Source organism: Pseudomonas sp. FSO-7 (assembly GCF_059579345.1).
This window is the reverse complement of the sequence record NZ_CM184193.1, coordinates 4,977,742-4,990,286: the sequence shown is the minus strand read 5'-3', so window position 1 is coordinate 4,990,286 and position 12,545 is coordinate 4,977,742. Positions and strand designations below refer to the sequence as shown.

Below are 12,545 nucleotides of genomic sequence, written 5' to 3'. Positions count from 1 at the left end.
GAACCGCCGCATTCGGGCTATCTTCAACAGATAGCCCTTACTCACCGCAAGGAGCCGCTCGGAACGCCGATGCGCCAAATCTGGAAACCTTTTCGAGCGCTTTATTTCGCCTCGCTGATGATGTTGATCGGCTCGGGCCTCTTGAGTACTTACCTGGCCTTGCGCCTGGCCGCCGACCATGTGGACAGCCTCTGGGTCGGTGCACTGATGGCCGCCAACTATTTCGGCCTGGTGCTGGGGGGCAAGATCGGCCACCGGCTGATCGCCCGCGTCGGGCACATCCGCGCCTATTCGGCCTGCGCCGGGATCGTCGGGGCGGCAGTGCTGGGCCATGGCCTGGTGGACTGGCTGCCGGCGTGGATCGTGCTGCGGATGATCGTCGGCCTCGGCATGATGTGCCAGTACATGGTCATCGAGAGCTGGCTCAACGAACAGGCCGATGCCAAGCAACGCGGGGTGGTGTTCAGCGGCTACATGATCGCCTCGTACCTGGGGCTGGTGCTGGGCCAGTTGATTCTGGTCATGCACCCGGCCCTGGGCTTGGAACTGCTGATGCTGGTGGCGCTGTGCTTCGCCCTGTGCCTGGTACCGGTGACGCTGACCCGGCGGATTCACCCGGCGGCGTTGCATCCGGCGCCCATGGAGCCGCGTTTCTTCATCAAGCGTGTGCCGCAGTCATTGAGTACGGTGCTGGGCTCCGGGTTGATCGTCGGTTCGTTCTATGGCTTGGCACCGCTGTACGCCTCCCAGCAGGGCCTGTCGACCGAGCAGGTCGGTCTGTTCATGGGGAGCTGCATCTTTGCCGGACTGTTGGTGCAGTGGCCCCTGGGCTGGCTGTCTGACCGTTACGACCGGGCGCTGCTGATCCGCTGCTTTGCGCTGGTCCTGACGATCTGTGCGCTGCCGTTGGCGATTCTTCCGACGGTGCCGTTGGAGGTGCTGTTCGTCGCCGGGTTCTTCTGTTCGCTGGTGCAGTTCTGCCTGTATCCGCTGGCGGTGGCGTTTTCCAACGACCACGTCGAAGCCGATCGAAGGGTGTCCCTGACCGCGATGCTGCTGGTGACCTATGGCGTTGGCGCCAGTATCGGGCCGCTGGTGGCGGGTGTGCTGATGAAGATGTTCGGCAGCCAGATGCTCTACGGCTTTTTCGCCTTCTTCGCCTTGGTGCTGGTGTGGCGGATCCGGCCGAAAGCGGTGACCAACTTGCATCAGGTCGATGACGCGCCGCTGCATCACGTGGCAATGCCGGACAGCATGTCGAGTTCGCCTTTGGTGGCGTGCCTTGATCCACGGGTAGATGAGCAGGTGGTGCAGGAGCAGATGCAGGCGCCGATCAATCCGGAGGTGGAGCCCGAGCCCGCCACCGAAACCGCGGCGGCAGCTGAAGCGCAGGAGCCTGAAGCCCCCAGCTTTACCCAGGCCAGGCCTTGAAACGGGCATGAAAAAAACGGGCAGTCACCGCAAGGGACTGCCCGTTTTTTTATGGCTCGACGATCAGAGGTCGTCTTTATCGAAGCGCCGGGCTTCACGCTGGAGCTGGTAGACGAACCGCTCGACCTGCCGTTGCACCAGGCCACTGATGTTGTGGAAGCGAACGCCGGCGAACGTGGTGTTGAATCTTTCTTCGAAATGCAGGTAACGCAGCTCGACCGGGGCGATCATGTTGCCAAACGGCAAGGCGGCGATGAAGCGCTCGTACACCTGGCCCAATTGCAGGCGTTGGGTGATGTCACCGTCGAAACGCAGCTTGCAACCGGTGGCGGAAATGTCCAGCAGCTTGCCTTCCACGGGGGACTTGAGTTTGTCGCCGCCCAGTTCAACACTCACAAGCTGGGCAAGTTTCAGGGCGGCGCGGAAGGCATTGCGGCGTTGGTGGTAGACCACTTCGTCGGGCAGGGCGCCGCGATAGCAGCGACCGTCGCTGGACTCATCGATGGTCAATGGACCCTTGCCGTCCCAGGCGATGCGCACGCCGTCATGGAAGCCTTCGACGCGAAACGGTTCGCCGGCCAGCAGGAAACGCTCGCCGTCCCGAGGAATCATTTCATCCAGGGCGATGGAGTTGGTCTCGCGATCGACATTGACCAGATAGCTCTGGAAGCGCTGGGTACGTTCATGGAAGGTAATGATCAGCGGGTCGTGGCTATCTTGCAGCATCCGCAGGTTGCCGGAGATTTCCAGTGGCGTGGTGAGGACCTTGGGGGGCTGCGGAGCATCATCCGCGTTTGAGGCATTGAACACGGTGGGTCAATCTCCAGGCAAAATACGACTACGAATGGCCAGCATTTTGCCAGCATGTGCCGCGCGTTGATAGAGCGAAGGCATGGTTCGTTTCATGCCTGGCTGAGCGGGCGGTGCTTGACCATTCGGGCCGTCGAACCGCTAGCGTCATACAGCGTCGGGATCTCGCCACCGTTGAGAATGCGCAACTGGTTGGCGGTGGCGGCCTGCTGCATCAGGATCGACTGGCCGTTGCGGGCGTTGGTCGCCTGGCATTGGGCGAGCAGGTCGTTGAGCACTTTGCTCTGGGACCGCAATTGATCGCCGAGGGTCGACTGGTTGGCCAATTGCTCAAGGCCGTCAGGACTGGCGGGCAGGTTGAGGCTGGCGAGGATCTCGCTGCGCTTGCGGCCATGCTGGTCGAGCAAGATGATCAGTGCCTGTTTCTGCGCCAGGATATTTTCCAGCAAAGGCATGTCACGACCGTGCAGGGCCACGGATTCGGCCTGCAATAGCTCCAGCAATTGTTGCGCTGGAACGAAGTCGTCGATGATCAGTTGCAATAAATGAGTGTCGTGCATGGCTGGCCTTGGGTCTTAGCGTCCAAAAGCCTCGCGCAGGCGGCGGCCTAGCGCTGGGCTTCGAAGTTGAGCAGTTTGCTGGCTACGCGGTTGCTGTCGACTTTGTAGCTGCCATCGGCGATGGCTGCTTTCAACTCGGCCACGCGGGCGTTGTCGACGACAGGTTGATCGCGCAGCTTGTCAGTGACCTTCTGCAACTGCTGAGCCTCATTGCTGAGGTGTACCGACTCCCCGTTGCTGACCTTTTCGGCTGGCGTGGACAGCGGCGCGGATTTGTCGGTTTCGACAGTTTCCTTGGTGGCGCTGGTACGCGTAGTGCCTGTCAGCGGTGAAGAGCTGTTTAAACGATTGAAATCGATGACCATGGTAAAAAACCTCTGGGTATTTGGACGCTTGCCATGTTTTCGGCCATCCCCAAAAAAACTTTAGGCTCATTTATTCAATGAACGTGCGCACGTCTGCGCTTGCCTTTGCGTAAGGCACAGTCTAGGGAACACCGGGATCAAGCGCCAGCTTTCTACCTCCTCTACCCGATCACTACATCGCCACTTCCACTTGGCCTGGGGCCATCACCTGCGCCTTGATGACGCGCTGGGAATTAAGGTTTTTTACCCGTATCTGTTCACGCATGCCGCCGTTGGCCAGGGCCTCGCCAGGCATCCGCACGGCCAGGGAGCCGCTGCGGGCGGTGATGACCACCTGGTCGCCCTTGCGGACCACTTCGGCCTGTTCCAGATGCACCAGCGTCACGACCTGGTCGGCGACCATTGGTCGGACAAGTTTCTGCCCGATGGCCTGATCGACAGAGGTCAGGAAACCCTGGGTGATCTGGCTGATGTCCCGCTCGCGCAATATCACGTCCTGGGGCTCGACGATCCCGGCCCGCTTGAGTGGACGCGTGGTGGTGACAATGTCCCGGAACAGGCGCACCTGAGCGGGCACGAACACCGTCCAGGGCGCGGCGCTGTCGCAACGAACCTTCACCGTGACGCGGCCCAGGGGCCGGGCCGGGCTCTCCAGCGACGCAGTCAATTCCTTGTCACACATGGACATGCGCAAGCGGGGGTCGAGCTGGTTGACTTCGATTTCGTAACGACCTTCGGTTTGACTGGTTGCCAGGTAGTCTTCTACGGTGAATTCAAGAAAGCCCTGAGTGACGCCGATAAGGAGATCAGGCAAGGTAACCGGAACCGCCGCAAGGGCAGGACCGCCCGAAGTGAACAGGCAGGCAGCCAGCAGTGCACCGAGCCAGTGGCGGCAGTGAGTGGTCAGGCGTCGAGAAAATGTCGTTTGTGCGTTCATGCCGGTTCAATAGCAAGCCCCGTGCCGTTTAGTGATGAATGCGCGTCGGACACATTAGCGTTAGGTAGGAGTCAGGGCATGGCGGGAGTAATGGATTCGGTAAACCAGCGCACTCAGCTGGTCGGTCAGAATCGCCTGGAGCTGTTGTTGTTCCGTCTCGACGGCCAACAAATGTATGGGATCAACGTATTCAAGGTCCGCGAGGTGCTGCAATGCCCCAAGCTGACCCTGATGCCCAAGTCCAGCCCCGTCGTGTGCGGTGTGGCCAATATCCGGGGTGCGACCATCCCGATTCTCGACCTGGCGATGGCGACCGGTTCCGGCCGGTTGCTGGACCAGAGCAATCCGTTCGTGATCATCACCGAGTACAACACCAAGACCCAGGGGTTCCTGGTGCGCTCGGTGGAGCGCATCGTCAACATGAACTGGGAAGAGATCCATCCACCGCCCAAGGGCACCGGCCGCGATCACTACCTGACGGCGGTGACCCGGGTCGATAACCAGTTGGTGGAAATCATCGACGTGGAGAAAATCCTCGCCGAAGTGGCGCCCACGCCGGAAGCGATCTCCGTGGGGGTGGTGGATGCCGAGACCCAGCACAAGGCGATTTCGCTGCGGGTGCTGACCGTCGATGATTCTTCGGTGGCCCGCAAGCAGGTGACCCGGTGCCTGCAAACGGTTGGCGTCGAGGTGGTGGCGTTGAACGACGGGCGACAGGCGCTGGATTACCTGCGCAAGCTGGTCGACGAAGGCAAGAAGCCCGAGGAAGAGTTCTTGATGATGATCTCCGACATCGAGATGCCGGAGATGGATGGATACACCCTGACCTCGGAAATCCGCAGCGACCCACGTATGCAAAAGCTGCACATCATCTTGCATACTTCGTTGTCCGGTGTTTTCAACCAGGCGATGGTCAAGAAAGTCGGCGCCGACGATTTCCTGGCGAAATTCCGCCCCGATGACCTGGCGTCCCGGGTCGTCGATCGGATCAAGGCAGCAGAATAAAGGTCGGGCGCGTTGTGCGCCCGGCAAGTCAACACGATGAAAGAGGCGGTATCTTGTCTACGGGTAATTTGGATTTCGAACAGTTCCGGGTCTTCCTGGAAAAAGCCTGTGGCATCTTGCTTGGTGAAAACAAGCAATATCTGGTGTCGAGCCGTCTCAATAAATTGATGGAGCAACAGGGTCTCAAGTCATTGGGCGAGCTGGTGCAGCGTATCCAGACTCAACCGCGCAGCGGCTTGCGCGAGATGGTAGTGGACGCCATGACCACCAACGAAACCCTGTGGTTTCGTGACACCTATCCGTTCGAGGTGCTGAAGAACAAAGTGCTGCCGGCGGCCATCAAGGCCAGCCCGGGCCAGCGCCTGCGGATCTGGTCGGCGGCCTGTTCGTCGGGGCAGGAACCCTATTCGCTGTCGATGTCCATCGATGAGTTCGAGCGCTCCAACCTCGGCCAGTTGAAGGGCGGCGTGCAGATCGTCGCCACCGATTTGTCCGGGACCATGCTCAATAACTGCAAGACCGGTGAGTACGACAGCCTGGCCATCGGCCGTGGCTTGTCGCCGGACCGCCTGCAACGCTATTTCGATCCGAAAGGGCCGGGCAAGTGGGTGGTCAAGGCGCCGATCAAGAGTCGGGTGGAGTTCCGCTCGTTCAACCTGCTGGACAGCTACGCCAGCCTGGGCAAGTTCGACATCGTGTTCTGCCGCAACGTGCTGATCTACTTCTCCGCCGAAGTGAAGAAAGACATCCTGCTGCGCATCCACGGCACGCTCAAGCCGGGCGGCTACCTGTTCCTTGGCGCCTCCGAGGCGTTGAACGGTTTGCCGGATCATTACCAGATGGTCCAGTGCAGCCCGGGGATCATCTACCAGGCGAAGTGATGGGCTAGGGTTGTCAAAAAAGCGGGGGTCCTCAATGGCTCCCGTTTTTTATGCCCGCTAATTTCCTCCCCGCCACTATCCCTGTGGGAGCGAGCTTGCTCGCGATAGCGGCGGTACATCCAAAATCGATGTAACTGACAGACCGCCATCGCGAGCAAGCTCGCTCCCACCTTTGACCCTCATTGCCTGGGAGAAAGCGGCAGAAAAGCGGCATCCGGCGGAAATCCGTTGCCGCTTTTCTGGCATTGCCGCCTTGCCGCTGTCCGCAAAGCCCCGGTTTATGGGCTTTTTTAAAATGGCACGGCGCTTGCTTTAGCCGTCGTACGTACATTCTGGTCACCCAAAGGTTTCCGACATGAGCATCAGCTTCGATAAAGCGCTCGGTATCCACGAACAGGCCCTGAGCTTCCGCGCCCAGCGTGCCGAAGTCCTGGCCAACAACATCGCCAACGCCGACACCCCGAACTACAAGGCCCGGGATCTGGATTTCTCCAAAGTGCTCGCCGAGCAGAACGAGAAGACCAAGAACGGCCACTTCGCCTTGAACATGACCAATAGCCGTCATATCGAAGCCGAAGGCCTGGGCAATGGCGACGAGTCGCTGATGTATCGCACGCCGATGCAGCCGTCGATCGACCAGAACACCGTGGACGCTCAACTGGAACAGTCCAACTACGCGGAAAACTCCGTGAACTTCCAGGCCAGCTTCACCCTGCTCAACAGCAAGTTCAAAGGGCTGGTATCGGCCCTGCGCGGAGAGTAAGCCATGTCGATTGCTAGCGTATTCAACATTGCCGGCAGTGCCATGAGTGCCCAGACCACTCGCCTGAACACCGTCGCCAGTAACATCGCCAACGCCGAGACCGTTTCTTCGAGCATCGACCAGACCTACCGCGCCCGCCACCCGGTATTCGCCACCATGTTCCAGGGCGGCCAGTCCGGCGGCAGCGACTCGCTGTTCCAGGACCAGGACGCGGCCGGGCAGGGTGTGCAGGTGCTCGGCGTGGTCGAAGACCAGAGCAACCTCGAGGCCCGCTACGAGCCAAACCATCCGGCCGCGGACGCCAAGGGTTATGTCTACTACCCGAACGTCAACGTCGTCGAAGAAATGGCCGACATGATTTCCGCCAGTCGTTCGTTCCAGACCAACGTCGAAATGATGAACACTGCCAAAGCCATGATGCAGAAGGTCCTGACCCTCGGTCAGTGATAAGGGGCGATTCACATGAGCGTCACCAACACTACCAGCGGTTTGAGTCTCAACGAGATTCTGGCCAACTCCTCGGTCAAGACCAACACCAAGAGCGATGGCCTGGGCACGGCGACCACCGCTGCCACCGGTAATAAGGAGTTGGGCAAGGATGCGTTCCTGCAGTTGCTCGTTACCCAGCTGAAAAACCAGAACCCGCTGGAGCCACAGGATAACGGCGAGTTCGTTGCCCAGTTGGCGCAGTTCAGCAGCCTGGAAGGCATCACCACCCTCAACGAGACGGTGAGCGGCATCGCCGGCAACTACAACTCGTCCCAGGCCTTGCAGGCCTCGTCGCTGGTGGGCCGCTCGGTCATTGCCCCGGGTGACAAGGCGGTGGTCGATACCTCCAAGAGCCTCAACGGCACGGTGGTGGTACCGGCATCGGTGTCCTCCGTTGCCGTCAAGATCATGGACAAGGACGGCAAGACCGTTCGCACCATTGACCTGGGCAGCCAGAACGCCGGTAACTCCGCCTTCATTTGGGATGGCAAGAACGACGCGGGCACGGTCGTTGAATCGGGCACTTACACCTTCGCGGCCTCGACCACCATCGACGGCAAGGCCACGTCGCTGATCACCAACCTGCCGGCCACGGTCAGCAGCGTGACGATCAGCCAGACGGGCGGTGAGCTGATGCTCAACCTGGCCGGGCTGGGCAGCATTGCCCTGTCCAAAGTACAAACTATTGGTATGTAGAGCCGACTAACCGGCAAAAGGAGTCAACATGTCTTTTAACATCGGCCTTAGCGGTCTCTATGCAGCCAACAAACAGCTGGACGTGACCGGCAACAACATCGCCAACGTGGCGACCACCGGTTTCAAATCGTCCCGTGCGGAATTCGAAGACGTCTACTCGGCCACCAAGCTGGGTTCGGGCAGCAAGACCGTCGGCAACGGCGTGCGCCTGGCCAACGTTTCCCAGCAGTTCGGCCAGGGTGACGTGAACAACACCGGCAACGTGCTGGACATGGGCATCCAGGGCCAGGGCTTCTTTGTCCTGAGCAACGACGGCTCCCTGAGCTACACCCGTGCCGGTACTTTCAAGACCGACAAGGAAGGCTTCATCACCAACAGCGATGGCACTGCGCGCCTGCAGGGCTATGGCGTGGATGCCAACGGCAAGATCCAGAACGGTATCCTGACCGACCTGCGCATCGACACTTCGAACCTGCCGCCGACGGCCACCAGCCTGGTTTCGTCGACCATCAACCTGAACTCGACGGCGACGCCGATCACCGCGGCGTTCAATCCGGCCGACACGGCCACGTTCACCAAGCAATTCACCACCCCGGTCTATGACACCCAGGGCAACCAGCACTCCATGGACCAGTACATGGTCAAGACTGCCGGCAACACCTGGAACGTCTATACCTTGATCGATGGTCGTAACCTCAATGGCACCGCGCCGACCACGACGGGCGCTACTGCGCCGATCCCTTCGACCATGAACTTCGATTCGAGCGGCAAGTTGACCACGGTCACCACTCCGCCAGCGACGGTCAATAGCGATCTGGTACTGACCGGCTGGGTTCCCGGCACCGTGACCAACGGGACATGGACCGCCAACGGCGCCGCCAGTGCACCAACCATCACGATCTCCATGGGCAATACCACCCAGTTCAACGCCGACACCGCCCGCTCGATCCCAACCCAGAACGGCTACGCCACCGGCCAGATCACCAACCTGACCATCGACGGCAGCGGTGTATTGCTGGCCAACTTCAGCAACAACCAGACCAAGCCGATCGGCCAGCTCGCCCTCGCCAGCTTCACCAACGAGCAAGGCCTGCAGCCAGTAGGGGGCACCAGCTGGAAAGAAACCTTCGCGTCGGGCATCCCGGGCTACGATGCCCCGCAAACCGGCACCCTGGGTTCGATCGTCTCCAACTCCCTGGAAGAGTCAAACGTCAACCTGACCAACGAACTGGTCGAGCTGATCAAGGCCCAGAGCAACTACCAGGCGAACGCCAAGACCATCTCCACCCAGAGCACCATCATGCAGACCATTATTCAGATGGCTTGATAACGGGCTTTTTTAAAAAAACCGATGTCCCGAGACATCGGTTTTTTTATGCGCGAAATTCTTCACGGATAACGACCGTTTGTCGGCTGGCTGGTGCGGAACTTGCACTTCAGTCCCAATCGCTCAACGAGCGTCAAGTTTCCATACGACTGTCATCGAGTTTGTATTGACTGACGACAGGGATGTCACTAAAACCAAGGGACGGATACCAGTTGAAAGCCCATAACGCTATCAGTGCGCCTATTGTCGCGCCTTCATTGAAATCGGCACTGCGTCGGGGGCTGCTGGGCGCTGCGCTGTTCTCCGGTGTGATCAATATTCTGGCGCTGATTGGCCCGGTGTTCATGCTGGAAGTCTACGACCGGGTTATTCCCAGCCAGAGCGTCCCGACCCTGGTCGCCCTGGGGCTGCTGGCGCTGGGGGTTTATGCGCTTTCGGGCCTGCTGGATATCATTCGCTCCCGGGTCATGGTGCGAATTGCTTCCTCGCTGGATCTGGCGCTGTCCGCCAAGGTTTTCAATGTCATTGCCGGTGCGTCGCTGAAAACGCCCATCACGGGCGATGCCTTGAAGCCGGCCCAAGAGCTGGATCAGATTCGCGGTTTTATTGGCGGACCGGGCCTGGTGGCTTTTTTCGATTTGCCCTGGATGCCGGTTTACCTCGCGGTCTGCTTTTACATTCATCCGTTGTTCGGCCTTTTGGCCGCCGGCCTGATGATTATCCTTATTGGTCTGACCCTGATCACTGACCGGCAAACCCGCAAACTGATGCGGGCTTCGGCCGATGCGTTGAACAAGCGCAACCACCTGGGTCAGCAAGCTCACCAGAACGCCGAAGCGCTGATGGCCATGGGCATGTTGGCCAACACGTCGAATATCTGGCAGAACAATCACAGCACCTTCATCACCCTGCAGCGCCGCTCAATCGACATCGGCGGCTTTTACGGTGGCATTTCCAAAACTTTGCGCCAAGTCGTTCAGTCGGCCGCCCTGGCCCTGGGGGCGTGGCTGGTGATCAAAGGCGACTTGAGCGGCGGCACGATGATCGCGGCCTCGATTATTGTGGCGCGGACCCTGGCACCGGCGGAGCAGGTCATTACCACGTGGCGCAGCCTGTTGGGGGCCCAGATCGCCTGGAAGAGGCTGCTGGAAGTGTTCTCTCTGTTCCCGGATGCCCAAAGCAAGACCGAGCTGCCCACCGCCCATCGCAGTTTGCAGGTCGAAAGTGTTTTTGCCGCGCCGCCCGGCGCGCAGCGCCTGACCTTGCAAAATATCAACTTCATGGTCGCTGCGGGCACTGCCGTTGGTGTGGTGGGGCCGAGCGCATCGGGCAAGTCGTCATTGGCGCGCGTGCTGGTCAATGCCTGGGCACCGGCTCGCGGGCATATCCGGCTCGATGGAGCACCGCTGGATCTGCTGACCGAGCAGGCGCGAGGCAAGTTGATCGGTTATCTGCCGCAAAGCGTTGGTTTGTTCACTGGAACCGTCGCCCAGAACATCGCCCGGCTAGACCCTTCGGCACTGGACAGCGCGATTGTCAGCGCTGCGCAACTGGCCGGGGTTCATGAGCTGATCCTGCAGTTGCCCCAAGGTTATGAAACCCAAGTAGGCGAGGGAGGGGTCAACCTCTCGGCCGGCCAACGGCAACGGGTGGCCCTGGCCAGGGCATTGTTCGGTGATCCGTTCCTGGTGGTGCTGGATGAGCCAAATTCAAATCTCGATGCCGAAGGCGAACAGGCGCTGGCCAAGGCCATCCTGGCGCTCAAGGCCCGTGGTGCCATCGTGGTGGTGATTGCCCATCGCACCAATATCTTGTCGGTGATCGATCAGGTACTGATCCTCGAGAATGGCGTGCAAGCGGCTTACGGCCCCAGGGATGTCGTCCTTAAACGAGCTCCGGCAACGCCCCCCCGGCCCTCCAGCAATGTTGTGGAACTGGGAGTATCCAACTGATGCATACCGATCAAGAAGTCACCCTGACCGATTCCCTGTCCTGTCATTTGCGTTGGGGGGCGATCTCATTGGTGGTGCTGCTCGGCGCAGGGCTGACCTGGGCGGTGTGCACCAACCTGTCCGGCGCCGTCATCGCTATGGGCGTGGTTGCCGTGGAAGGCAGCGTCAAGACCGTCCAGCACCCTACCGGCGGTGTCGTCGCTGAACTGCTGGTCAAGGAGGGGCAGGCGGTCGCTGCGGGGGACGTGCTTTTGCGCCTCGACGCCACATTGCCCGCCGCCAGCCAGGCCATCGTCAGTAAATCATTGAATCAGGCCTGGGCCCGTCTCGCCCGCTTGGAGGCCGAGCGGGACAATGCCCGCGAAGTAGCGATACCCCAAGAGTTGCTGACCCGCATGAGTCTGGAGGAGGCCAAGTCGGTCATGGCCATCGAGCAGCAATTGTTCCTTGACCGCCGCGCTTCCCGCGAAGGTCAGAAGAAGCAACTGCGCGAGCGCGTCCAGCAACTCAACGAAACCATTGCCGGCCACGACATCCAGCAGAAAACCAAGCAGGAAGAAATTGAACTGATCGATAGCGAATACCAGGCTGTCAAGAAACTGTTCGACAAAGGCATGATGACCCTCGACCGGGTCAATGCCCTGGCTCGGGGGATCGCCCGGCTGCGCGGAGAGCGCGGACAACTGATGGCCTCCATTGCCGAGGCGCGGGGCAAGATTGCCGAGACCGAGTTGCAACGACTTCAGGTTGACCAGACTTTCCGCAGTGAAGTGTCCCAGGAGCTGAGAGATTTGCTGGCCCGTCAGGGCGAATTGATCGAGCGGGAAATCACGGCCAGCGACCAGCTTAAACGCATCGACATCACCTCGCCTATCGCCGGGCGCGTGCAGCAATTGGCCGTGCACACAATCGGTGGCGTCATCTCTCCGGCCGAGGGGCTTATGCAGATCGTGCCCGCTGACGATGAACTGCTGGTTGAGGCGAAGATCAGTGCCCAGGATATCGATCAGCTAACGGTCGGACAGTCCGCGACCTTGCGCTTGAGCGCGTTCAACCGTAACACCACGCCCGAATTGACCGGCACGGTGGTGCGGCTGTCAGCGGATCTGATCCAGGATGAGCGCACCGGGGTTGGATTCTATCGGGCGGGTATCAAGATTCCTCAAAGCGAATTGGCAAAGCTGCAAGGGCTTGCCCTGGTGCCGGGAATGCCCGTGGAGTCGATGATCCAGACCGGTTCGAGGAACGTCATGTCTTATTTGCTTAAACCGATCAGCGATCATGCTCAGCGGGCCTTCCGGGAAGGATGAGGCTCTGTTGATTCATCAG

13 protein-coding genes are annotated in these 12,545 nt (G+C 60.0%); 9 read left to right on the top strand and 4 right to left on the bottom strand.

All coding sequences use genetic code 11. The annotated features are described in order from the left end of the window. The first annotated feature begins 69 nt into the window (after positions 1 to 69). A complete protein-coding gene (locus tag AC515T_RS21780; RefSeq protein ID WP_496529976.1) occupies positions 70 to 1,431 on the top strand; it encodes an MFS transporter in 1,362 nt (453 codons plus the stop codon). A 63-nt stretch (positions 1,432 to 1,494) separates the two neighbouring features. Here AC515T_RS21780 and AC515T_RS21775 read toward each other — a convergent pair whose 3' ends face one another. The 4 genes from AC515T_RS21775 to flgA all read right to left on the bottom strand — a co-directional run bounded on the left by AC515T_RS21775 (position 1,495) and on the right by flgA (position 4,103). After that, positions 1,495 to 2,241 carry a flagellar brake protein gene (locus AC515T_RS21775; RefSeq protein ID WP_072412234.1) on the bottom strand — a complete coding sequence of 249 codons (747 nt, stop codon included), beginning with the start codon at positions 2,239 to 2,241 and terminating at the stop codon, positions 1,495 to 1,497. 92 nt (positions 2,242 to 2,333) lie between these two features. Next, on the bottom strand, positions 2,334 to 2,801 hold the full coding sequence (locus AC515T_RS21770) for a flagella synthesis protein FlgN (RefSeq protein ID WP_496529975.1): 468 nt from the start codon (positions 2,799 to 2,801) through the stop codon (positions 2,334 to 2,336). A 47-nt stretch (positions 2,802 to 2,848) separates the two neighbouring features. Then, positions 2,849 to 3,166 carry a flagellar biosynthesis anti-sigma factor FlgM gene (gene flgM / locus AC515T_RS21765; protein WP_122569261.1) on the bottom strand — a complete coding sequence of 106 codons (318 nt, stop codon included), beginning with the start codon at positions 3,164 to 3,166 and terminating at the stop codon, positions 2,849 to 2,851. A 172-nt stretch (positions 3,167 to 3,338) separates the two neighbouring features. After that, a complete protein-coding gene (gene flgA / locus AC515T_RS21760) occupies positions 3,339 to 4,103 on the bottom strand; it encodes a flagellar basal body P-ring formation chaperone FlgA (RefSeq protein ID WP_496529974.1) in 765 nt (254 codons plus the stop codon). A 78-nt stretch (positions 4,104 to 4,181) separates the two neighbouring features. On the opposite strand from flgA, the gene AC515T_RS21755 reads away from it, so the two are divergent. From AC515T_RS21755 to AC515T_RS21720, 8 genes are all read left to right on the top strand, one after another. Next, positions 4,182 to 5,108 carry a chemotaxis protein CheV gene (locus tag AC515T_RS21755; RefSeq protein WP_058544891.1) on the top strand — a complete coding sequence of 309 codons (927 nt, stop codon included), beginning with the start codon at positions 4,182 to 4,184 and terminating at the stop codon, positions 5,106 to 5,108. A gap of 53 nt (positions 5,109 to 5,161) precedes the next feature. Next, positions 5,162 to 5,989, top strand: a complete 828-nt coding sequence (gene cheR, locus AC515T_RS21750; RefSeq protein WP_063324730.1) for a protein-glutamate O-methyltransferase CheR — start codon at positions 5,162 to 5,164, stop codon at positions 5,987 to 5,989. 355 nt (positions 5,990 to 6,344) lie between these two features. Then, positions 6,345 to 6,752 (top strand): flagellar basal body rod protein FlgB, encoded by a 408-nt coding sequence (gene flgB, locus AC515T_RS21745; RefSeq protein WP_003204732.1) that lies wholly within the window; start codon positions 6,345 to 6,347, stop codon positions 6,750 to 6,752. 3 nt (positions 6,753 to 6,755) lie between these two features. After that, positions 6,756 to 7,199, top strand: a complete 444-nt coding sequence (gene flgC, locus AC515T_RS21740) for a flagellar basal body rod protein FlgC (RefSeq protein ID WP_413792244.1) — start codon at positions 6,756 to 6,758, stop codon at positions 7,197 to 7,199. Positions 7,200 to 7,214: 15 nt separating this feature from the next. Further along, on the top strand, positions 7,215 to 7,937 hold the full coding sequence (gene flgD / locus AC515T_RS21735; RefSeq protein WP_496529973.1) for a flagellar hook assembly protein FlgD: 723 nt from the start codon (positions 7,215 to 7,217) through the stop codon (positions 7,935 to 7,937). A gap of 28 nt (positions 7,938 to 7,965) precedes the next feature. Further along, positions 7,966 to 9,264 (top strand): flagellar hook protein FlgE, encoded by a 1,299-nt coding sequence (gene flgE, locus AC515T_RS21730; RefSeq protein ID WP_496529972.1) that lies wholly within the window; start codon positions 7,966 to 7,968, stop codon positions 9,262 to 9,264. A 212-nt stretch (positions 9,265 to 9,476) separates the two neighbouring features. Next, positions 9,477 to 11,216 carry a type I secretion system permease/ATPase gene (locus AC515T_RS21725; RefSeq protein WP_496529971.1) on the top strand — a complete coding sequence of 580 codons (1,740 nt, stop codon included), beginning with the start codon at positions 9,477 to 9,479 and terminating at the stop codon, positions 11,214 to 11,216. Continuing rightward, complete coding sequence (locus AC515T_RS21720; protein ID WP_496529970.1) at positions 11,216 to 12,526, top strand: HlyD family type I secretion periplasmic adaptor subunit; 1,311 nt, start codon at positions 11,216 to 11,218, stop codon at positions 12,524 to 12,526. The genes AC515T_RS21725 and AC515T_RS21720 overlap by 1 nt, the downstream gene beginning before the upstream one ends. The last annotated feature ends 19 nt before the right edge of the window (positions 12,527 to 12,545 follow it).